General features: G+C 56.9%; 23 protein-coding genes. 15 read left to right on the plus strand and 8 right to left on the minus strand.

The annotated features are described in order from the left end of the window. Nucleotides 1-16: 16 nt before the first annotated feature. Together E7738_RS01200 and E7738_RS01205 are read right to left on the minus strand one after the other, a co-directional pair. On the minus strand, nucleotides 17-745 hold the full coding sequence (locus E7738_RS01200) for a LytR/AlgR family response regulator transcription factor (RefSeq protein ID WP_021508252.1): 729 nt from the start codon (nucleotides 743-745) through the stop codon (nucleotides 17-19). Beyond that, nucleotides 742-2,433, minus strand: a complete 1,692-nt coding sequence (locus E7738_RS01205; RefSeq protein WP_058781787.1) for a sensor histidine kinase — start codon at nucleotides 2,431-2,433, stop codon at nucleotides 742-744. The genes E7738_RS01200 and E7738_RS01205 overlap by 4 nt, the downstream gene beginning before the upstream one ends. Before the next feature lie 467 nt (nucleotides 2,434-2,900). Between E7738_RS01205 and E7738_RS01210 the strand changes: the two genes are divergently transcribed. Together E7738_RS01210 and alaC are read left to right on the plus strand one after the other, a co-directional pair. Continuing rightward, entirely contained in the window at nucleotides 2,901-3,425 is a 525-nt protein-coding gene (locus E7738_RS01210) for a GNAT family N-acetyltransferase (protein WP_031280018.1), read from the plus strand. 119 nt (nucleotides 3,426-3,544) lie between these two features. Then, entirely contained in the window at nucleotides 3,545-4,780 is a 1,236-nt protein-coding gene (alaC, locus tag E7738_RS01215) for an alanine transaminase (protein ID WP_150361607.1), read from the plus strand. A gap of 42 nt (nucleotides 4,781-4,822) precedes the next feature. Here the strand turns inward: alaC and ypdK are convergent, their stop codons facing one another. The 3 genes from ypdK to E7738_RS01230 all read right to left on the minus strand — a co-directional run bounded on the left by ypdK (nucleotide 4,823) and on the right by E7738_RS01230 (nucleotide 7,732). Then, the gene (gene ypdK / locus E7738_RS01220; protein WP_006120362.1) at nucleotides 4,823-4,894 is read right to left on the minus strand and encodes a membrane protein YpdK; all 72 of its coding nucleotides are present in this window, start codon (nucleotides 4,892-4,894) and stop codon (nucleotides 4,823-4,825) included. 202 nt (nucleotides 4,895-5,096) lie between these two features. Then, a complete protein-coding gene (locus E7738_RS01225) occupies nucleotides 5,097-6,125 on the minus strand; it encodes an efflux RND transporter periplasmic adaptor subunit (RefSeq protein ID WP_394516003.1) in 1,029 nt (342 codons plus the stop codon). A gap of 5 nt (nucleotides 6,126-6,130) precedes the next feature. Next, nucleotides 6,131-7,732, minus strand: coding sequence for an MFS transporter (locus tag E7738_RS01230; RefSeq protein WP_394516004.1), 1,602 nt, complete (start codon nucleotides 7,730-7,732; stop codon nucleotides 6,131-6,133). Nucleotides 7,733-7,881: 149 nt separating this feature from the next. Between E7738_RS01230 and E7738_RS01235 the strand changes: the two genes are divergently transcribed. From E7738_RS01235 to E7738_RS01250, 4 genes are all read left to right on the plus strand, one after another. After that, the gene (locus E7738_RS01235; RefSeq protein ID WP_021509102.1) at nucleotides 7,882-8,667 is read left to right on the plus strand and encodes an IclR family transcriptional regulator; all 786 of its coding nucleotides are present in this window, start codon (nucleotides 7,882-7,884) and stop codon (nucleotides 8,665-8,667) included. A 7-nt stretch (nucleotides 8,668-8,674) separates the two neighbouring features. Continuing rightward, the gene (locus E7738_RS01240; RefSeq protein WP_127834392.1) at nucleotides 8,675-9,127 is read left to right on the plus strand and encodes a universal stress protein; all 453 of its coding nucleotides are present in this window, start codon (nucleotides 8,675-8,677) and stop codon (nucleotides 9,125-9,127) included. A gap of 9 nt (nucleotides 9,128-9,136) precedes the next feature. Continuing rightward, entirely contained in the window at nucleotides 9,137-9,940 is an 804-nt protein-coding gene (locus E7738_RS01245; protein WP_104093031.1) for a hypothetical protein, read from the plus strand. A 254-nt stretch (nucleotides 9,941-10,194) separates the two neighbouring features. Further along, entirely contained in the window at nucleotides 10,195-10,476 is a 282-nt protein-coding gene (locus E7738_RS01250) for a membrane lipoprotein lipid attachment site-containing protein (protein WP_021509105.1), read from the plus strand. Between the two features lie 73 nt (nucleotides 10,477-10,549). Here the strand turns inward: E7738_RS01250 and E7738_RS01255 are convergent, their stop codons facing one another. Next, nucleotides 10,550-10,702: a hypothetical protein gene (locus tag E7738_RS01255; RefSeq protein ID WP_021509106.1), complete on the minus strand. Its 153-nt coding sequence runs from the start codon at nucleotides 10,700-10,702 to the stop codon at nucleotides 10,550-10,552. 281 nt (nucleotides 10,703-10,983) lie between these two features. Continuing rightward, complete coding sequence (locus E7738_RS01260) at nucleotides 10,984-12,201, minus strand: L-lactate MFS transporter (protein ID WP_371221196.1); 1,218 nt, start codon at nucleotides 12,199-12,201, stop codon at nucleotides 10,984-10,986. A 280-nt stretch (nucleotides 12,202-12,481) separates the two neighbouring features. Between E7738_RS01260 and E7738_RS01265 the strand changes: the two genes are divergently transcribed. Continuing rightward, nucleotides 12,482-12,721, plus strand: coding sequence for a hypothetical protein (locus E7738_RS01265; RefSeq protein ID WP_021313687.1), 240 nt, complete (start codon nucleotides 12,482-12,484; stop codon nucleotides 12,719-12,721). A 36-nt stretch (nucleotides 12,722-12,757) separates the two neighbouring features. On the opposite strand, the gene E7738_RS01270 is transcribed toward E7738_RS01265, so the two are convergent. Next, the gene (locus E7738_RS01270) at nucleotides 12,758-13,657 is read right to left on the minus strand and encodes a DMT family transporter (RefSeq protein ID WP_021509108.1); all 900 of its coding nucleotides are present in this window, start codon (nucleotides 13,655-13,657) and stop codon (nucleotides 12,758-12,760) included. A 182-nt stretch (nucleotides 13,658-13,839) separates the two neighbouring features. Here E7738_RS01270 and E7738_RS01275 point away from each other — a divergent pair, with 182 nt between their 5' ends. The 8 genes from E7738_RS01275 (at nucleotide 13,840) to E7738_RS01310 (ending at nucleotide 22,155) form a co-directional block, all read left to right on the plus strand. Next, nucleotides 13,840-14,703: a helix-turn-helix domain-containing protein gene (locus E7738_RS01275; RefSeq protein ID WP_058770793.1), complete on the plus strand. Its 864-nt coding sequence runs from the start codon at nucleotides 13,840-13,842 to the stop codon at nucleotides 14,701-14,703. Nucleotides 14,704-15,318: 615 nt separating this feature from the next. Beyond that, entirely contained in the window at nucleotides 15,319-15,816 is a 498-nt protein-coding gene (tssB, locus tag E7738_RS01280) for a type VI secretion system contractile sheath small subunit (RefSeq protein ID WP_132464887.1), read from the plus strand. Nucleotides 15,817-15,849: 33 nt separating this feature from the next. Continuing rightward, nucleotides 15,850-17,397: a type VI secretion system contractile sheath large subunit gene (gene tssC / locus E7738_RS01285; protein ID WP_394516005.1), complete on the plus strand. Its 1,548-nt coding sequence runs from the start codon at nucleotides 15,850-15,852 to the stop codon at nucleotides 17,395-17,397. Nucleotides 17,398-17,414: 17 nt separating this feature from the next. Then, nucleotides 17,415-18,755 (plus strand): type VI secretion system baseplate subunit TssK, encoded by a 1,341-nt coding sequence (gene tssK / locus E7738_RS01290; RefSeq protein WP_394516006.1) that lies wholly within the window; start codon nucleotides 17,415-17,417, stop codon nucleotides 18,753-18,755. Then, complete coding sequence (gene tssL / locus E7738_RS01295; protein WP_394516007.1) at nucleotides 18,752-19,441, plus strand: type VI secretion system protein TssL, short form; 690 nt, start codon at nucleotides 18,752-18,754, stop codon at nucleotides 19,439-19,441. The genes tssK and tssL overlap by 4 nt, the downstream gene beginning before the upstream one ends. Then, nucleotides 19,438-21,144: an OmpA family protein gene (locus E7738_RS01300; RefSeq protein ID WP_394516008.1), complete on the plus strand. Its 1,707-nt coding sequence runs from the start codon at nucleotides 19,438-19,440 to the stop codon at nucleotides 21,142-21,144. Before tssL ends, E7738_RS01300 begins: the two co-directional genes overlap by 4 nt. Nucleotides 21,145-21,147: 3 nt before the next feature. Beyond that, nucleotides 21,148-21,639, plus strand: coding sequence for a type VI secretion system effector Hcp (hcp, locus tag E7738_RS01305; RefSeq protein WP_021509115.1), 492 nt, complete (start codon nucleotides 21,148-21,150; stop codon nucleotides 21,637-21,639). 234 nt (nucleotides 21,640-21,873) lie between these two features. Beyond that, nucleotides 21,874-22,155: a type II toxin-antitoxin system RelE/ParE family toxin gene (locus E7738_RS01310; RefSeq protein ID WP_071813636.1), complete on the plus strand. Its 282-nt coding sequence runs from the start codon at nucleotides 21,874-21,876 to the stop codon at nucleotides 22,153-22,155. Nucleotides 22,156-22,179: the final 24 nt, after the last annotated feature.

The following is a 22,179-nucleotide window of genomic DNA, read 5'->3' on the forward strand; positions in this document are numbered from 1 at the left end:
CCCGTGCCGTTCGCCTTCAAAGATGCATCAGCTGGCGAAACGCCTTCACCTTGCTGCGGCTCACCGGCACCTGCGCATCCATATCGCGCAGCTTCACCAGATAGGTGTTGTTAAACCACGGTTCGATCTCGCCAATCTTGCTCAGATTAACGCAGTACGAACGGTGGCAGCGAAAGAACATCGACTCAGGCAAACGGCTGCAAAACTCGCTGATCGCCATCGACATCACATAGGCTTCGCGCCGCGTGTAGACAAACGTCAGCTTCTCATGCGCTTCAACGTAATAGATATCGTTAATATCGGTCACGATAATGCGCTCATCTTTAACTAAATTCACCGTTTGCGGCGCGCTGGCTGCCGGATTGTGCTGCTGCGCCTGCTGCTGTTGTGCACTGGCCTCCAGCTTGTTCAGCATGGTGATGATGCGCGACTCGTGATACGGCTTGAGGATGTAGTCAAACGCCTGAAGTTCGAAGGCCTCGACCGCGTGCTCTTTCCACGCGGTGATAAACACAATCAGCGGCTTATGGATAAACTGGTTGATGTTCTGCGCCAGCAGCATGCCGTCCAGCGACGGGATGTTGATATCGAGAAAAATCACGTCCACCCGATGAGTCTGCAGATACTTCAGCACTTCCAGCCCGTCATCAAAGCAGGCTTCGATGCTGATCTGGCTATGCTGCTGGATCATCCAGCTTAGCTCCTGCTGCGCCAGGAATTCGTCTTCGACAATAATGGCTTTCACGCTGAGGTTTCCGCTAACGGGGTGAGCGGGCCGGACAGCCGCTGACCACTTTTGCTGAGGGTAAAGGCGATTTCCGTACCGGGCTGATGACGGGTTATGGTTAAGCCGTGGCCGGACAGCAGTTTCACCCGGTGATGCACATTCAGCAGGCCAATTTTGTTGCCCGGCATTTCGTTGCGCGCCACCCGGCTGACCACCTCTTCGCTGATGCCGGCACCGGTATCGCGCACCGCCACGCGCACGCGATCGCCCAGATCTTTCACGCTTAGCGTGACCACGCCTTTGCCGCGACACGGCTGAATACCGTGCACGATGGCGTTCTCCACCAGCGGCTGAATCAGCAGGCTGGGCAGCGAAAAGTGCAGATCTTCATCGATGTCGTAAATCATCGACAGCTTGTCGCCAAACCGTGCCTGCTCAATGGCGATGTAATCTTTCACCTGCCACAGCTCTTTTTTGATGTCGATGGGTTCATCGTCGTTGAGTTCCAGGTTGTAACGCAGGTAGCGCGACAGATTAATCACCAGCTGGCGCGCCGTGTCCGGATTCAGGCGAATTGATGAGGAGATGGCATTCAGCGCGTTAAACAGGAAGTGCGGGTTGATTTTGCTTTGCAGCGCGCGCAGTTCCGCTTTATTGGCCATCTCGCGTAACTGCTCGGCACGCGAGACTTCCAGCTGCGTCGAGATGATTTGCGACAGACCGACCGCCATCTCTTTCAGTGAACCGGTAATACGATGGGCGCGGCGATAATAGATTTTCAGCGTGCCGGTCACTTCCCCTTTTTCCCAAAGGGGAATCACCAGCATTGAGTGGATATCTTTGGTGCGGTGTGCCTCATCATTATTCTTAATGATAATTTTTCCGCTGGCGATCGCCTGCGCGGTGGTCGGACTGATGCCGTCGTCGCCGTTGTGGTAGTTCTGCTCGCCGTAGCCGACGTAAGCCAGAATCTGTTTGGTGTTAGTGATCGCCACCGCATCGGCATGGATGTCGCTGCGAATGATGGCGCACACTTTGCGCAGCGAGTCGCTATTAACCTGACGAAACAGCGGCAGGGTTTTGTTGGCAATCTCCAGCGCCAGTTTGGCCTGACGCGCAGCAATCGCCTCCTTTTCCCCTTCGACGCTCTGCACCAGCAGCACAATCAAACCAATGCTCGACGCGCCGAGAATCATCGGCAGCGCAATTTCCGACACGATGGTTAAACCGAGTGACATCGGTTTCGCCCACAGCACGATCAGCAGCATGGTCAGGCTTTCACACAGCATGCCGCCGAGGATGCCGGCGCGCCAGCGCTGCTCTTTGCTGACGAAGCGGTTGATGGCGCCGGCGGCGATACCGGCGACGATGCTGGTAATCAGACAGGGCACCGAGGTGATGCCGTCGATATCAATCAGGAAGCGGTGCACGCCGGCAATCACGCCGGTTGCAATGCCGACCCACGGCCCGAAAAGAATGCCGCCCGCCATGACCGCAATCACCCGGACGTTGAGCAATGAGCCGTCAACGTTGATGCCGGACCAGGTGCTGAACAGCGCAAACAGCGAGAAGATGGCGGTCACCACGGCTTTTTCGCCGATTGAGTGTTCATCTTTTTGCAGTAGCTGACGAAATACGCGGGTGCGGGTCAGGAAGAACAGGCAGATCAGCATCAGCGCGGCGCGGTCAAACACCGCCAGCAGCATGTCGAAATGGGAAGGCACGGTGTTCTCCGGAGCAGGCAAGGTTGCGGACATGATAAAAAATGTGATCGCGATCCGCCAGCGTCCCGGCAAGCTGCAGACGTTTCTCATAGCCTGGATCAATTTTTAAGGTGCGCGCTGCCGGTGCGCATGAATGCGCAACCTGCAAGACCGCGGATGCACTCCAGGGGCGCCATTTATGGCGACCAGATACGAAGATGCGCGCTGCCGGTGCGCATGAATGCGCACCCTACAAGACTGCGGATGCACCGTAGGGGCGCCATTTATGGCGACCAGATCCGCCCGTCACATCCGCCCCTGAAGGAGAGCAAGGCAGATTATCCGCTATGAAACCTGAAAAGAGGAAATCCTGAGTGCCAAAAAGAGGATTGCTGAAAGCGTGCAGCGTTCACTGGTTGTCACGGATGCGGTTTGCTATGTTGCCGTAAGCACAACAGCGGAGCGTGGCCATGCAATTACTCACCCCTCGTTTGTCCCTCAGCCGGTTACAGCCGGAAGACTGGCAGATTTTCAAAGCGGTCCATGAAGATGCCGCGACCATGACCTGGGTGAGCGAGATCCCCGATGAAAACGACATCCGCCAGCGCTTTAACGAGCGGCTGGCACCGTGGCAACCCAGCAGTTTTCACATGCTGTGCCTGGTGGCGCGCCTGCGCGACAGCGGTGAAGCGATTGGCCTGTTTGGCTGCAGCGCCGAGTGGCATCCGTATCGTCAGGCCGAAGTGGGTTACATGCTGCGTCACGCCTGTACCGGTCAGGGCTACGGCAGCGAAGCGTTGCAGGCATTGTGCACGTTCCTGCTGCAGGCCGACTTCCACAAACTCAAAGCGCTGGTGATTGAGGGCAACTGGCCGTCGCGGCGCATTCTGGAAAAGAACGGTTTCGCGCTGGAAGGCACGCTACGCGATAACTACCGGCTCAACGGCCAGTGGGTAAACGATTGGGTGTTTGGGCGCTTAAACGAAGCAGGCTAAGAAAATTTGCCGTCCCCCCTCGACAATATTGTTATCAGCGCGTTATGTTCTTGTTTCGGTCACGGCAGTGACCAGCGTCGCTCGGACGGTCCGGGCGCTAACGTAATCCAGAGGACATCATGGCTGATAACAGCACACCCCGTCGTTTCTCGCGTATTGAACGTCTCCCCCCCTATGTATTTAACATCACGGCTGAATTGAAGATGGCTGCGCGCCGGCGCGGCGAAGACATCATCGATTTCTCCATGGGCAACCCGGATGGCGCGACACCGCCGCACATCGTGGAAAAGCTCTGTCAGGTGGCACAGCGTGAAGACACGCACGGCTACTCTACCTCCAAAGGGATTCCGCGCCTGCGTCGCGCCATTTCGCGCTGGTACGCCGAGCGTTACCAGGTGGATATCGATCCGGAATCCGAAGCTATCGTTACCATCGGCTCGAAAGAGGGCCTGGCGCACCTGATGCTGGCGACGCTCGATCACGGTGACACCGTGCTGGTGCCCAATCCCAGCTACCCGATTCACATCTACGGTGCGGTGATCGCCGGCGCGCAGGTGCGCTCGGTGCCGCTGGTCGCGGGCGTCGATTTCTTCAATGAGCTGGAACGCGCCATCCGCGAAAGCTACCCGAAACCGAAGATGATGATCCTCGGCTTTCCGTCCAACCCGACATCGCAGTGCGTAGAGCTGGACTTCTTCGAGCGCGTCATCGCGCTGGCGAAGCACTACAACGTGCTGGTCATCCACGATCTGGCCTACGCTGACATCACCTATGACGGCTGGAAAGCGCCGTCGATTATGCAGGTGCCGGGCGCGCGCGATGTGGCGGTGGAATTCTTTACCCTGTCAAAAAGCTACAACATGGCGGGCTGGCGCATCGGCTTTATGGTCGGCAACAAAGAGCTGGTGGCGGCACTGGCACGCATCAAAAGCTATCACGATTACGGCACCTTCACACCGCTGCAGGTGGCAGCGATTGCGGCACTGGAGGGCGATCAGCAGTGCGTGCGTGATATCGCCGAGCAGTATAAACGCCGGCGCGATGTACTGGTGAAAGGGCTGCATGAAGCGGGCTGGATGGTCGATCTGCCGAAAGCGTCCATGTACGTCTGGGCGAAAATTCCCGATCACTATGCGCATCTGGGCTCACTGGAATTTGCCAAACGGCTGCTACAGGAGGCGAAAGTGTGCGTCTCGCCGGGCATTGGCTTTGGTGACTACGGCGATACCCACGTGCGTTTTGCCCTGATTGAAAACAGCGATCGTATTCGTCAGGCGGTGCGTGGCATTAAAGCGATGTTCCGCGCCGACGGTATTTTGCCGGGAACGGTAAAAGCGGTGGAAGAAGCAGAGTAATTACAAATCGGGGCGACTGAGCGGTCGCCCCGGCTGGCGTCTTTACAGCATCAGCACGAAGGTGCCGACCCAAAGTAAGACGAAGAAAGAGATTCCCATCAAGGCGTATTTCACAAAACAACTCCTCTGAGCGGTTACAATGATGGCGATCCCAAACCAGCGTAACCCGAACAGAATAAGAGAAAGGTGGAGTTCATCATCGCTACACGCTTTCTACTCAGGTCGCTTCGGGCTGCCCCGAAACAGGATCGAGCGCTAATTTACGCGGAATCGATCCGAAAATAAATAGGTCACTTCTGAGAAGTTGCTCACATTTTCATCGGGTCTCAATCTGCGGAATCGCCGACATGCCGACACGTAATTGCGCCAGATCGCTCTGATGCGGATCCAGCACAATTTTCACCGGCAAACGCTGAACCACTTTAGTGTAGTTGCCGGTGGCGTTATCGGGGGCAATCGCGGAAAACGTGGCGCCGGTAGCGGGGGCGATACTGTCAACGTGACCGGTGAAGGTCTTGCCTGGCAATGCATCAATCTTCACCACCACTCTCTGGCCCGGGCGCACATCCGCCAGCTGCGTCTCCAGATAATTGGCGGTGATGTAAGTCTGCTGTAGCGGCACCACGGCCAGCAGACGCGTACCCGCGCTGACCCAGGCTCCCACGCGCACCGAACGCTGACCCACCATGCCATCCACCGGCGCAATAATACGCGTATAAGAGAGATTCAGCCCGGCCTGGTCGACGCTGGCCTGCGCCGCCGCAACATCAGCCTCCGCCTGACGCAGCGCGGCCTCAAGCACCTTCACCTGCTGTTCGGCCGCCGCCAGCGCCGCTGCGCTCTGGCGCACCGTAGCGGCGGCGGAACGCTGGGTTGAGCTGGCTTTCTGCTGATCGTCAGCGGCTATGGTGCCGCTCTTGTACAGCTGGTTATAGCGCGCCGCGCTCTGTCCGGCATACTGTGCCGATGCCTGGCTGGCGGCCAGCGTGGCGCGGGCCTCGGCAATGGTGGACTGCTGCTGGTCGAGCTGCGCCTGCGCGCTCAGCCGTTTGGCGTCGCTGACCTGCAGATTCGCCCGCGCGATCTCCAGCGCCACGCGATAGTCGCGGTCGTCGAGCGTCGCCAGCACGTCACCAGCCCGCACGCGCTGGTTATCCTGCACGTTGACGTGGGCGATATAGCCGGACACCTTCGGAGCCACCAGCGTGTAATCGGCATTCACCCAGGCATCATCAGTGCGATGGTCGTTGCCGGTCATGGCTGACCACAGCCAGAACGCCATCGCCAGCAAAACCAGCAGCAGGGCGCTCAGCAGGATTGTTCGTTTCATAGCAAAAGCGTGCATAACAGTTATTCCGGAGTTTTGGTAACAGGTTGAATCAGGGTTTGCGGTGGCCAGACGCGTTTCGCCAGGCACAGCGTCAGCACTAACAGCCCGGCAGCGAAGGCGATCAGCATCAGATACGCATCGCTCAGGCTCAGCACCATCGCCTGATGCTTCAGCAGGGTGGCGAAGCCGCTGAGATTGGCCGCGCTGCTGGCGCTGCCGTCGGCCAACAGCGGCAGGCTGCTGCTGGCCTGCTGGCTATCCGCTGCGGTCATCAGCCAGCTGCGACTGGCAGCCTGATCGACCAGCACGCTGGAGTGAAACTGCTCACGATGGCTGATAAACCACTCCACCAGCGTGCTGGCGGCAATGCTGGCAAAGCCGCGTACGGTATTGAACATGGCGGAGGCGAACGGCCCTTCCGGCGGCGCGACCACGCTGGTGGCGCTCATCAGCACCGGCAGAATCACCATCGGCTGACCAAACGCCTGCAAGATCTGCATCAGCCAGAAGTTTTGCCGCGCCCAGTCGGTGGTGATCTGCATGCCGAGCAGGCAGGCGGTCGCCAGCAGCAGCACACCGACGCTCAGCACCCAGCGGCAGTCAATCCAGCGGATATTCAGCAGGCTGGCGACCAGCGGTGCAATCAGCAGCTGCGGCAGGCCGATGGTCAACGCCAGCGGCGCGAACTGCAGCGTGCGAAACCCCTCCACCTGACCAAAATAGGCCGACGGCAGCGCCGAACCGGACAGCGCCAGAATCAGTACACCCGCCAGCGCCAGCAAACCGTGCGACAAATTACGCCGGCGCAGCATCTGCAACTTAAACAGCGGCAGCGGGTGAAACCATTCATTAATAAAGAACACAATCAGCAACGCCAGCGCGCTGAATAATAGGGCGACAAACAGCGGCGAGCTGAGCCAGTCGAGACGCTCACCCTGCGTCAGCGCCAGAATCAGCAGCGCCATGCCCGAGCAGCCGCTCAGCATGCCGAACAGGTCAATCTGTTTAAATCGCTCAGTGCGCAGCGGATCCTGCGGCAGACCCCAGCCGATCAGCAGCATGGCGATCAGCATGGCCGGCACCACCTGCCAGAACACAAACATCCAGCTGACGTCATCGGTCCAGAACGCCGCCAGCGACGCCGCCAGATTCGGGCCAAACGTGGCGGTGAGGGCGTAAGCACTCAGCCCATAAAGTTTGATCGGCGGTGGCAGAAAGCGCAGCGCCACCGTCATCAGCAGCGGCGGCAGGGCGCCGCCAAACAGTCCCTGCACCACGCGCAGCGCAATAAGTAGCGGGGCCGTGGGCATAAAGGGCAGCAGGACACCGCACACCATGAAACCGGCCGACACCGCCAGCGCGAAGCGGCGCAGCGAAAAGGTGACGGCGAACCACGGTGCAATCATCATTGCGGCGACTTCCGCTGCCTGATAGGCCGAGATAATCCAGCTGCCGTCATCGTAGCTAATGCCGATTGCGGCACGGATATCGGCCAGCGCGATGTCGGTGACGCGATCGTTTAATCCGGAGGTCAGCGCGGCGATCAGCACCCCCACCAGCCCCAGCGCGAGGCGCAGGGTAAAAGGATGCGGTGCCGGTGCCGCGACGGGCTGGGCATTCATAGCAGGTGTCTCGTTATTAGTTGATGCAGTGTATTGCGATGTGATACAGCTCGCATCTTACATTTCGATATGGTGTATTGCAATGTGATACAGGGTGTAAAAGTGCGATCGTTCGCGCTAAAGTAGGGCAGGCCAAAAAGGAACGTATCATGGTAGAACCTCCCTCAAGCCGTGAGGATGAAAAAGCGGGTGGCATTCAGGTCATTGCGCGTGCGGCAAAAATTTTAAATGCGCTCGGTGAGCATCCGGGCGGCATGAGTCTGGGTGAAATTGCGCAGGTGGTCGATCTGCCGCGCTCGACGGTGCAGCGCATCGTGGCGGCGCTGGATAGCGCGCAGCTGGTGCGCAGCGGCGGGGCAGGCGGGCTGCGCCTCGGTCCGGCGTTGCTGAAGCTGATCTCCAGCGTGCACAGTGACGTGGTGGAAATTGTCCGGCCGTTCCTCGAACAACTCTCGGCGGAAATCAATGAAACGGTGTCGCTGGCGCGGGCCAGCGGGACGCAGCTGGCGATTGTCCATTACGTGGTGGCCACGCGTGAGCTGCGCGTGGTGCCCCACATCGGCCTGAATCTGCCGCTCTACAGTACGTCCGGTGGCCGGGCGCTGCTGGCGCTGGAGAGCGACGAAGATGTGCGGGTGATGGTCGGCGAAGCCTATGCGGAACTGACGGAAATGACGGTAAAAACGCTGCCGCAGTTGCTGACGCTGATTGCCGAAGTGCGCGCCAGCGGACTGGCTATCGATCGCGGCGAAACGCTGGAGGGCATTTCCACCATGGCGGTCGCAATTGATACGCTGTTCGGGCGCTTCTCAATCTCACTGCTGGTGCCGACGGCACGTTTTCACCGCCAGGAAGCGCATTACCGGACAGCGCTGATAAAGTGTAAAGAGGCGCTGATTCGCGAAATTGGCAAAATAACTGCTGCGGAAGGATAACCGACTGATGAAAACCTTGCTGATGGCCATCGATAACTCACCGGTGGCGGAAAAAGTGATCGCCCTGACCATTGAACAGGCGCTGGCGCAACAGGCGCAGGTCACCGTGCTGTGCTGTGTCGATCCGGCTTATTCGTCGTGCAATCAGCCGATTGAGATCGACGCCGGGGAAGATCCAGACGATTTTGTCGTGGCGCAGGATGAACAAAACACGGCTGAAATGGTGGTACGCCATGCGCTGGCACCGCTGCTGCGCGCTGGCATTGACGCACGCGGGCTGATTCTGGCCGGTGAGGCGGCGGAAACCATTGTGGCGCAGTCTGAGGCGTTGCACGCCAGTATGATTATAATGGGCCGTCGTCACCTGTCGCCGCTCAACCGCCTGCTGAAAGGCTCGGTAAGCGCAACAGTGATTGAACGCGCCAGCTGTCCGGTTTTAATTGACGTTCGCAAGGATTAATGTCGCTCCATGTTCTCGCTTTTCCCGCTCACGCTGGCCGCTTTTGTGGTGCTGGCGATCATCATCGTGATACTGCTGCGCACCACCGCGCTGCGCGTCTGGCAGGGTGTCCTGCTGTTTTTGCTGCCTGTGCTGCTGGCCAATCTGCTGTGGTTTAGCTGGCTGCATCCGCGTCAGGAGCGCGAGGCGCTGGCGGCGCAGGTGGCTACCCAACTGAGCGACGCGCCGGGTTATCGCGTGCTGAAAGTGCAGGAGCCGGCGCTGTGGCAACTGCTGAATCGTGAGCTGCAGCACAAGCTGGCAGAGGGCGTACCTGCGGAGCAGGCGCTGGGCGATATGCGCGGCTGGCTGATGGATTTGGTGAATCAGCGCATGGCGCGCGCCAGCGATGCGGCGATCATCAACTACATCCGCGTTTCGGTGCAGGAGATGCAGGCGCTGCAGCAGCAGGATACGCAGCGCTGCTTCCGTTTCCTCTATCCGCAGGTCAGCGGTGGCGTCAATCTGCAACAGGTGCTGTCGCCGGAGCTTAATCAGCGCGATGGTGAAGCGCTCGAGGCACTGCTGCAAAACAGTACCGGCGATGAGCTGGCGGTGGATCAGCCTCAGGCGCAGCGCGATCTGCAGCGCGTGGTGGAAAAACTGTATGGCAAGTGGGGCGATAAGCTGCAGCAGCTGAATATGCCGGCGGATACGGCGGTGGATCGCGGCACGATGTGCGCGATGTCGATAGATCTTTACAGCGGAATTCTCGCATTGCCGGACAAACAAGCGGCCAATCTTTTGCGTAAGATGGTCAGCCTTACCGGATAACGGGCGAAAAAAAGCCCGCTCAGCACGGGCATAAAGGTCACTTTCAGTATGTCTTTTTGTGGGTATCACCTGGTGTGGTGCAGACTTCGTTTTGTCTGAAGTCATCTTCTCACTGCTGATGTGATAAGGAAAACCGTTTGGTTTTATTGATTTGATTGGCGAAAGCTTTGCATTAATCGGACATTTCGCGTCTTTTTCCTATAGAGGCGTGTGGCGTTGCCTTTTACACTGCAACGTCTGATGAGGACACCCTAATGAATAAAATGCTTATTAGCGCGTTAGCGCTTTTTATGCTGGCCGGTTGTAGTGTCAGCAAACCCGGGGGTTTTGAGCGCGTGGATGAAGATGCCCGTTCAAATACCGTACAGTATCGTTACGATCCACAGAAGCTGGATAAAGATGCGCTGGAACTTGATCTGGCGAATTACTGTAACCAGCGCGGCTTCGATAAAGTCGAATCGCTTCCGGCGCAGGACAGCAATTTGCCTGGCCTGAAGAAAGTCTGGTATCAATGTAATTACGCGGTGAAAAGCTAAAAAATAAGGGCGGGATTGATTCCCGCCCTTTCTTTATTCATTTTTTATTATGTGCTGTGTGTGCTTTGCCCAATTACCAATGACGATAGCCGCCATGGCCGTGATGCCAGCCGCCGCCGTGCCCGTGACCCCAGCCGGGACCGCGTCCATGGTCGTGCTCGATAATACACCCGCTTAGCATGGTCATCATCGCCACCACCGAAGCGACTTTTATTAACTTCTTCATGGAGAGTCCTCCTCTTTTCCAATGAGGCCAGATTAACCGGGAAAAGTGGAGTGAAGATGCAGTGAATGTAGAGTTATTTCCGTAATTATTACCAGATATGTCAATTAAAAGCTAAAAGTGACAGGGCGGGAAATAAACCAATCGGAATAAGCTGAATAGCGCCTGATAATAACCCGATTACTCTGAAATGCAAGGTTAAATAACAGTCATTCTCAATGCGTGATCCATTCTGTGGTTATCAATAAAAAGCCTGCCGTGCATTTACACGGCAGGGTGGTGAATTAATTATGCAGTACTGGCGCGACCAGGTTTTGACGATTTGGCAGACGGATACTGAGCGACAGCACCAGCGAGATCACCAGCAGCGTCATAATCAGACTGAAGGTCACGGTGAAGCCGCCGAACACCGAAGCTACCAGCGAGCCAAGCACGCTACCGATGCCGAAGCCGAGATAGATCAGGCCGTAGTTTTTGGTCAGGTTGTTGAGGCCGAAGAAATCGCTGACCAGTGACGGGAAGACGGTGATGGTGCCGCCAAAGCTGAATGCCACGCAGGCCAGCGACAGGAAGAAGGTGGTTTCATTCATGTGGGTGAACAGCAGGATGCTCATGCCGCTCAGCGAAACCAGCTGTGCCAGCGAAATGACCCGGATGCGCGCCATTTTGTCCGACAGCACGCCGAGAATCAGTCGTCCGCTCAGGTTGGCAATGGCAATTACCGTCACCGCATTGGCCGCCGTTTGCGTACTCAGGTGCACCAGGCCTTCACCAATATCCTTCGCGACGCCAATCACATACAGACCGCTCATGCAGGCCGTCAGGAACATCAGTGCCAGCATCCAGTACTGCGGCAGGCGCACCGACTGCGCCAGCGTAAACTCCTGTGTGGCCTGCTGCTGACGTGAACCGGCCTGCTGTAGCGGCGCATCGCGCATCATCAGGGCCCCGGCAATAATCATCGTCATCGCCAGCACACCCCAAATCACAAAGGTATTTTCCAGCCCCTGAGTGCTAAGCAGCGCGCCACAGATAAATTTAAAGCCTAGACTGCCGAGGCCGTAAGCGCCGATCGAACAGGCCGAAATCAGCCCTTTGCGCTCCGGAAACCACTTCACGCAGTTAGAGAGCGTCATCAGATAACCCGCGCCATCGGCCAGTCCAACCAGAATGCCGGCGCTCAGGTACAGCATCATCAGGTTGTCAGCATGGGCGGTCAGCCAGAAGCCAATCGCCATCAGAATGCCTGCACCGATGGTGACGTTGCGCACGCCAAAGCGCTCCTGCAGCTTGCCGGCCAGCGAGGAGGCAATCGCCAGACCAAGACTGAGCAGACCAAAGGAAAAAGCCACCTGGCTGACTGGCGCATCCAGCTTCTGCGCCAGCTGGCCGTTAAACAGGCTCCAGGTATAAACCGAGCCGAGCGCGAACTGGGTAATGATGGTGCCTGCCAGGGTAAAAATACGGACACGCTGATGATTAGGGGTAACGGCTGTTGTCATTTTTCTCTCTCCCATCCGGGAATACGGAAGCTGCAGCGATAATAAGCCTCACGCGGGCGTGGGTGGTGCGGACGGGCGTGAACGGAGCGGGAGACGGAATGAAATGCTGTGAAAACGGTATGAATGGCATTGCGCCTTTGCTTAAGCGCAGCGCGGATGTCGTCACATGAACAGGCATTGCGACAGGTGAGCATGTGTAACAGGGTGTTTTAAGCGCAGCATCTGCGCGGCAAAACACAGGAACTTTGCCAGGCTTATAGTTCACTCAACAGGAGGAAATATGAAAGACCGGGCATATGAATCCGTATCCAGCGGGGATGAGGTTTGCTGCATCATCGGTCAGGCGGTTATCGAGTTAAGCGATGAACAGCAGCCTGTGACCAGGTCCACCCTGTCGCTGAAATTACTGGCGATGGCCGACCGCGACAGAGATGATGAACGCGTTCTGCTTTACTGGATTGCCAGAAAAGCCATTAACCAACCTCACCAGCTCAACATCGGCGTCGGGGGCTGGCGCTAGAGGAGTGACAGAGCGGGCGCCATGCCCGCTCTTGCTTCAGGCCAGACGTAACCGGCGATGAGCCGGCCAGCGCACGAACATCACCATATTCCCTGCCAGAATCATCACCAGCCCGACGATAGCATTGCTATGCCACTGATAGCCTTCATACAGCGTCGAAAGCGTCAGTGCCACCAGTGGAAACAGCAGGGTGCTGTAAGCCGCCTGACTGGCACCGATGCGCCCCACCAGCGTGAAGTAGGCACCAAAGCCCAGCACCGAGCCAAACAAAGCCAGATAACTCATTGCCCCCAGCCACTGCAGATTGAGTGCCGGTGCCAGCGCGTCGCCATTCACCAGCGCCAGCACGGCCATGATCAGCGCACCGTACAGCATGGCGTAGCTGTTGGTGGTCAGCACGTCGCGCTGACGACGCTGATGGCGGGTAGAAATCATATTGCCGAAGGAGAAACCGAGCGTGCCCAGCGCGCTCAGCCCCACGCCCCACAGCAGCTGCGGCGCAACATGGGCTGACTGAATATCCTGCCAGAACAGCGCAACAATTCCGCCGAGACCCAGCGCGGCGGCGGGCAGCAGGCGGAAAGGCGGGCGCTGGCGGAAAAAGATCCAGCTGTTGAGCGCGTTATACAGCACCGCCATCGAAAAAATCACCGACTCCAGTCCGGTGCTGATCATCGCTGCCGCATGGTAAAAGCAGACAAAATTAAAACCGAATACGCAGCCGCCCTGTAACAGACAAAACAGGTGGTCACGCGCATCCAGCGTACGCAGACGTTTCAACAGCCGGAGAAGCACCAGCATGGTCAACGAGGCGAACAGGAAGCGCCAGAACACCGCCACCAGTACCGGCGTATCGGCGGCCTGCTGCTGCAGAAAAATCGCAATCCAGGTGGTGCCCCAAATCAGCACCACCGCGAGGTATAACATCAGGTTCATCAGAAACTCTCCGGCGGAATCAGGCTCGCAGTGTGCCTGAGCGACAGGAGCGCGGCTTGCATGACTTTGCGCAGCACTTGCAAATTCTTGCGCTTTTTCCCGCCTGGTCCGGCATTGGCCTGTTTTCTGTCCGGTCAGTTGCGTAAACTACAGGACATCAACCCAGAGAGCGATGTCAGACCATGCCGGAATATCAGACGTTTACTATGCTTCAGCGTCACAAAGCGCAGCTGCGCGATAGCGTGCAGCTGAGCGGCGGCATTCGGCTGGCGGCGTGGTTCAACAGTGGCGATCGCGTGACCAACCTCAGCGATCACCATACGCTTAGCCTGTACGTGGCTGACGGTTACGACACCTGGCACAAAACACCGCACGGCTGGCGCAACGGCGGCGCGCCGGATCGCTTTTGCCTGATGCCGTCTGGCACTGAGTCGACCTGGGATCTGCGTGCGGATTTATCCTTCGTGCACCTCTACTGCACCGATGCGCATTTGCGTCACCTCGGTGAGCAGGTGTGGGATCGCAGCCCGGCGCAGCTTAACCTGCATGAGAAGATTTTTGCCGACGATGACCGCATCACCCAGCTGTATCGTCATTTTCTGCTGAGCGCCGACTGGCAGCAACCGGCCAACCAGCTGATGCTGAGCAGCGCCTCAACACTACTGATGACCCATCTGCTGCAGCGCTACAGCGAGGTACAGTGGCAGCTGCCGCAGGTGCGCGGCGGACTGGCGCCGGCGGTATTGCGCCGCGTGCTGGCGCTGATCGATACGCAGCTGGATCAGCCGTTAACGCTGGCCCAACTGGCGGCAGAGGCGGCGCTCAGCGAATACCATTTTGCACGTATGTTCCGCAGCAGCACCGGCGAAGCGCCGCACCAGTATGTGATGCGCCGCCGTATGGAAGCCGCGCAGCAACTGCTGCAATTCAGCGCGCTGTCGCTCACCGAGATTGCCCTGCGCTGCGGTTTCCACTCCTCCAGCCATTTCAGCAACCGCTTCCGCCAGCTGCACGGTATGGCACCCTCGGCATGGCGTCAGCGCTGACGGGGCAGTTGGAATGAAGTTTGTGAGGAATAGATTACTGAATTAGCAGCGGCGCGATTGATCGCATACGTCATTATGTCGTGAACCACGCTATCCTGATTGATTCCCTCTGGTCGCTCCCGAACGTTATTTATACGAAATTTCCCGCATGGGTGATGATTTATACGATTACGTTGAACGGATGTAGCACGGGGGCTTAAGTGCGCTCTGTTTTACCTGAAATATTTACTTCATCTCATTACCCTCCTGTATGAGATTCCGCACTGCTGCTATCCGCAATTTTTATCTTTTTATGTCATTTCTTTCTTGATGGTGTGATTGTTTTTGGCGGATTTTTTATTTTGACCTGAATCAACAAACTCACGCTTTGTTAATATTAATCCACAACTTTATTTTTTATTGGCATTAATGTGCGGTCTTTAATGTCTTTGCCAGTTTTTTTAGCTGGTTTCAGGTGACAATGATCTGCATTTTTTAGTGTTAATGGCTTATTGCTGTCACTTTTGTAGCTTAAAGATCTGGCTATTTGCTTTTTTATCGATCATTGCTCTGTTGTTACCTCTAAAGTAGTATGGCGCGAAAAATGTGCGCTGAGATAAACAGAGGGATGATGAAATGGCAGATAGTTTCCAGAATGAAGTGCCAAAGGCACGTATTAACTTAAAACTTGACCTGCATACCGGGGGCGCAAGCAAGAAAACCGAGCTTCCGCTGAAATTGCTGGTGGCAGGCGACTTCAGTCATGGTCAGGCGACCGCACCATTATCAGAGCGAGCCAAAGTTAATCTGAACAAAAATAATTTTGACGCAGTGCTTTCCGAATATTCGCCAAAAGTCACGGTTGCCGTTAAAAATACGCTGGCCGATGACGGTAGCCAAGACAGCATCAGTCTGACTTTCCAGAACATGAAAGATTTCTCTCCGGAACAGGTCTCCCGGCAAATACCTCAGCTGAAGGCCATGCTTTCCATGCGTAATTTACTGCGTGATTTAAAAGCCAACCTGCTGGATAACCAGGCCTTCCGAAAAGAGCTGGAAAAAATCCTGCTGGACCCGGCGTTAAGCGCAGAACTGCGCGCTGAGCTCTCAACTCTGGCACCAAAACAGCCATAACCATCACGATGATTTAACGGATTAATAAGGAAGATGCTGATGTCTGTAAATAATGAGAATGCGACGGGTGGCGAGAGCGTGGTGCTGGAGCGTCCGGCAGCCGGTGGGGTTTATGCCACCCTGTTTGAAAAGATCAATCTCAACCCGGTTTCTGAACTGAGCGCGCTGGATATCTGGCAGGATGCGCAGGCGATGTCGGATGCAACGGCGGATGAGCGTTTAACCGCCGGCATGCAGGTATTTCTGGAGTGCCTGAAAAAATCAGGCGCAAAAGTTGAAAAACTCGACAAAAACCTGATTGACCATCATATCGCCGCGCTGGATCACCAGATCAGTCGTCAGCTGGATGCGGTAATGCACAGTGAAGAGTTCCAGGCAGTGGAGAGCCTGTGGCGCGGCGTGAAATCGCTGGTTGATAAAACCGATTTCCGCCAGAACGTGAAAGTCGAACTGCTGGATATGTCTAAAGAAGACCTGCGTCAGGACTTCGAGGACAGCCCGGAAATTATCCAGAGCGGTCTGTATAAACACTCCTACATTGATGAGTATGACACACCAGGCGGCGAGCCGATTGCGGCGCTGATTTCCGCTTATGAGTTTGATGCGTCTGCGCAGGATGTTGCCCTGCTGCGCAATATTTCAAAAGTGTCTGCTGCGGCGCATATGCCGTTTATCGGCTCTGCCGGCCCGCAATTCTTCCTCAAGGATTCAATGGAAGACGTGGCGGCCATCAAAGATATCGGTAACTATTTTGACCGCGCTGAATACATCAAGTGGAAATCCTTCCGCGAGACGGACGATTCGCGCTACATCGGTCTGGTGATGCCGCGTGTGCTGGGGCGCCTGCCGTATGGCCCGGACACCGTACCGGTGCGCAGCTTCAACTACGTTGAAGAAGTCAAAGGTCCGGATCACGACAAATACCTGTGGACCAACGCCTCGTTTGCCTTCGCATCCAACATGGTGCGCAGCTTCATTAACAATGGCTGGTGCGTGCAAATCCGTGGTCCACAGGCCGGTGGTGCGGTGCAGGATCTGCCGATTCATCTGTACGATCTGGGCACCGGTAATCAGGTGAAGATCCCGAGTGAGGTGATGATCCCGGAAACCCGCGAATTTGAGTTCGCCAATCTCGGTTTCATTCCGCTGTCCTACTACAAAAACCGCGACTACAGCTGCTTCTTCTCGGCCAACTCCACCCAGAAACCTGCGCTGTATGACACTGCCGATGCCACCGCTAACAGCCGCATTAATGCCCGTCTGCCGTATATCTTCCTGCTGTCGCGTATCGCGCATTATCTGAAGCTGATTCAGCGTGAAAACATCGGCACCACCAAGGATCGGCGTCTGCTGGAACTGGAGTTGAACACCTGGGTGCGCAGTCTGGTGACCGAAATGACCGATCCGGGCGATGAGCTGCAGGCTTCTCACCCGCTGCGCGACGCGAAGGTGGTAGTGGAAGATATCGACGACAACCCGGGTTTCTTCCGCGTCAGGCTGTACGCCATCCCACACTTCCAGGTTGAGGGCATGGACGTCAACCTGTCACTGGTTTCCCAGATGCCGAAGGCGAAATCGTAAGCTAAGGCAGGAAGCCAATGAAAACGGAACAACCGTTATGGGGCAGGGGCGTTATGGTCTCTCCCCAGCACTTCCAGCAACAGGTCGCCTATGCGGCCTGGTCTGCGGAATGCATCGCCCGGCTGGGCCTCTGCCATCCCTGGGGGATGATTGCTGCCACCTTCGAACCTGATGCACTGAAGCTGGGCCGCCTGCAGGCCCGTCATCTGCACATCCGTTTCCCCGATGGCACGCTTATCGACACCGATAATGCCGATGACCTGCCGCCGGTGCTGATGCTTGAGGGCGAATCACAGGACGTGGTGGTGGTTCTGGCGCTTCCGCTGCTGCGGGCAAATGGCGGCAACTGTCTTAAACCCGATGAGGTGGCCGAGCGCCCTGTGCGTTATCGCCAGCGCTGGCGGGATGTCCGCAACACCTTTGGCGACGATACCCGGCAGATTGCAGTGATGCAGCCAGAGCTGACGCTGCGTTTTGCCCATCAGAACAACAGTGATTATCTGACCTGTCCGGTCGCCCGTCTGCAGCAGGATTCACAGGGCAGTTGGGCACTCGATGAAACCTGGCTTCCGCCACTGCTGGCTCTGCAGGGCAGCCGCTGGCTGGTAACCCAGCTGGAACAATTGATGACGCAACTGCGTGCCCGTCTGAGTCGACTGATGGCCATGCGACGTGAAAGTAATGAGCGCATGGCCGACTTTGCCGTGGCTGATGTGTCGTTGTTCTGGCTGCTCAATGCCCTGAACAGCGCAGAACCGGTGCTCAGCCAGTTTCAGCGTAACCTGCAAAGCCCACCGGAGCGTTTGTACCCGGAACTGGCGCGGCTTGCGGGCAGCCTGCTGACTTTCTCGCTGGAACATCAGGTGAGTGCTATTCCGGTCTGGCAGCATGAACAGCTGAATAACGTCTTCCCGCCGCTGTTTGACTTACTGGGCGATCTGCTGGAAGCCAGCCTGCCGTCACGGGTGGTGGCGATTGAGCTTGAGCACGATGCCCGGCTGCACGTCTGGCAGGCCCGTCTGCATGACTCCCGTCTGCGCGAAGGGGCGGATTACTACCTTTCCGTGCGTTCACCGATGCCGGTGGCACAACTGCAGGAGCAGTTCCCGCGACAGTGCAAGATCGGCAGTCCCGATCATGTCAGGAGTATCGTCAATTCCTCACGGGTGGGCGTGCCACTGACGCCACTGCGCCATGTGCCGGCAGCCATTCCGCTGCGTCTGGAAAACCAGTATTTCAGCCTTGATGTCTCGCATTCTCTGGCCAGCGAAATGCTTCAGAGCGGCACCTGTATGTTTTACGTTCCGGGCATGCTCGGCGAGCCTGAACTTGAACTTTTTGCGGTACTGAGAACATGAGTGAGCCTAAACGCAGTACTGCTGCACCCATTGATATTGATGCTCTGCTGCAGGATACCTGGCTGCAGGTCATCAGCCTGCGTCACGGTCCGACGTTTCAGGATGGAGAAGGGCGCACGTTGTGGGAGCGTTGCATTGCCGATGTCGAACGTGTGCAGCGTGAGCTGAAAGCGAGCGAACTCGATGAAGTCAGCTGTCAGCATATTCTCACCGCACAGTGTGCGCTGCTTGATGAGGCGGTCAAAGGTCGTGGTGTGGAGGATGACGCCTGCGTGCAGTGGTATGACATTCCCCTGCAGGGGCACTTCCTCGGCACCATGGATGCCGGTGATACGCTGTGCGATCGCATGCGTGATGTGCTGCGTGAACCGGCGCCTGACCAGGCTGTTATGACCTGCTTTCAGCGGGTCATGATGCTGGGGTTCCTCGGCAGTTTCCGCTCTCTTAACGATCCGGAGCGCCAGAAACTCGTCAACGCGCTCAGCGAACATGTCACGCCGTTCAGCTATCCACCAACCCATCCGGTTCTGGCGGAAAGCCGTACCGGACGAGAAATGGGTGGCTGGCTGGCGTCATGGCCCGTGCGTATTGGCCTGAGCGTGGTGGTAGTGGCTGCGCTGTGGTGGGGACTGAGCAACTGGCTGGATCAGATGCTGGTGGCCCTGCTGCCGGGAGCCGTGAAATGAGTCCTGCACAGCAGCGCGGGCTTGCGCTGTGGGCCGCCCTGCTGAGTGCCGTGGTTTGCCTGAGTTTCCTGCCGGTATCGCGACTGGTTTCGGTGCTCTTTCTGCTTGCGGTGCTGGGGCTTATCCTGGCGTTGTGGATTGTCGCCAGGCGTCGTGCGGAGCATGACGTCGACCTGCGTCTGGATGACCTCCCGGAAGCCACTTACCGTCAGCCTGTGGTGCTGGTCTGTGGCGATCTGCCGCTGGCATGTATGCAGCAGTCACCGGTGCTTACAGTGACACAGGGATGCTGGATCCGCGTGGAGGAACATCAGGATCTGCAACAGGTTGCCCGTCAGATTCTGCGATTGCGTCCTGACTGGGGCCGCCAGCTGTCGGTGATGGTCAGCGTCTGTCCGCAAAAACACGCCGACAGCGAGCGGCTTACCCGTCGTCTGCTGGCGCTGCGCTGGCAAATCAGCCAGCTGCGTAAAGAAACCGGGCATTCTGTGCCGCTGGTTCTGAATGGTCAGGTTGGCAGTGCGATGACCAATGATCTGCTCTGGCAGGCGGTTATCCCGGGGGAAGGGGTGAGGGTCTGGCGTGCGTCTTCAGCGCCGGGCTCAGTCGCTGCATGGGTCACCACCGGTGGCGCGCCTGCGATGCAGCAACAGGTGCTGATGAACAGCCTGATGAGCTGGTTCCGGTTGCACGTTAAAGCGGTCTTCATTGATGAGAGCCCGGATGTTCCGGTCATTGCACCGGTTGCAGTGCTGTGGGGATTGGGACCGATCCTGGCCGGAAGTCTGGCCACATCGGTGTGGACGGCATGGCTGTCCCGTCATACTGCGATGCAACAGGTAGCGGGCTGGCAGCCGGTGGGAACGGACAGTACGGTTATTGCCGCGTTGCCGGATTTTATCATGCCGCTGCTTCCGGAAGGGCGAGGCCTGACGCCGCGTGGGCAAGCCTTCCGTTATGCGCTCGCGATTTTTACGCTGGCGGCCATGGCTGCACTGCTCAGCAGTGGCTGGAACAATCGCCAGTTGCTGCAGCGTGTCAGCTTCGATATTGCCCGCTATGAACGCATCCCGATGCAGGATTTCTCACCCAAAGCCGACGCCGTTGCCGTTCTGCGTGACGATGCGGCCGGGCTGGATGACCAGGCGCGTAATGGCGTACCGATGCGGATGGGCCTTGGTCTGTATCAGGGCGAGCGTCTGCGAATGCCTGTGCTGGATGCGATCCGTTCGTATGTGCCCCCGCCACCGCCGCCAAAACCGCAGCCGAAACCGGTGCCGAAAATTGTCCGCCTCGACAGCATGTCGCTGTTCGATTCCGGCAAATCCACGCTGAAAGCCGGGTCCACCAAAATGCTGGTGAACTCACTGGTCGGCATCAAAGCGAAGCCGAGCTGGCTGATTGTGGTCGCCGGCCACACCGATAACACCGGTAACCCGCAACTGAACCAGACGCTCTCTCTGAAACGTGCCGAAGCGGTGCGTGACTGGATGCGTGACACCGGTGATGTACCGGAAAGCTGTTTTGCGGTGCAGGGTTATGGCGAAAGCCGCCCAATCGCAACCAATGACACACCGGATGGGCGTGCGCTCAACCGCCGTGTCGAAATCAGTCTGGTACCGCAGGCTGATGCCTGCCAGATACCGGGCAATCCCCAGACGTCATCGCAGGATGATGACGTATCACAACACAACGGAGAGTAATCCATGGCAATCCCTGTTTATCTGTGGCTGAAAGACGACGGCGGTGCGGACATCAAAGGTTCCGTAGACGTTAAGGACCGTGAAGGCAGCATCGAAGTTGTCGCTCAGGATCACAATATCTACATTCCGACCGACAACAACACGGGCAAACTGACCGGCACCCGTATCCACACGCCGTTTATGTTCACCAAGGAAATCGACTCGTCCAGTCCGTATCTGTACAAGGCAGTGACCACCGGCCAGACCCTGAAATCAGCAGAGTTCAAGTGGTACAAAATCAATGACGCCGGTCAGGAAGTCGAATACTTCAACACCAGACTCGAGAATGTGAAGGTGGTGAAAGTAAATCCATTGATGCATGACGTTAAGAATCCTTCTTACGAAAAGCACAATCACCTCGAACAGCTTGAACTGCGTTACGAAAAAATCACCTGGACCTACAAAGATGGAAACATCATTCATTCCGATAGCTGGAACGAACGTGCCACCGCGTAATGACCTGCCGTGCCAGGTGCTGCAGGGGTGTTATTTAGAGTAACGCCTGATGCGGATGGGGAAACCTGTCCGCAGCTTTTTGCAAGGCCCCTTTGTGCTGAGGGGACAGTGTAAAAGTGAACATCCAAAAATCTGACCTAATGCGCTTAGGGTTCCTTACTAAAAGGAAAAGCGATGGGCGGTAGCGTGCCTGAATGAATCAGGCTTATTTCTGAGACATAAAAGGAGAAAACTATGCCATATACTTTTGATGATTCAGCTGCCAGGCAGCGCTGGGAAAAAGGAAAATCAATCAGTGTGCCGTCTGCCGGAATGCGGAAATATCACGACTGGCGTAGATATATTCTAACCGGCCGTTCTCCGTCAGATGCTGCAAGACTTGCCGGAGATATGAATTATGAACTGTTGAAGGGCAACAGTAACCTCTGTTCTGTCCGGCTTACACAGCAGCACAGGGTTTTATTCTCGGTGGTAGGAATGTCCATAACGATCCTGGAAATTGGCGGCCATTATTAGACCCCGCCCAAATCAAAAATACCC

The organism is Pantoea sp. SGAir0430, from assembly GCF_043549295.1.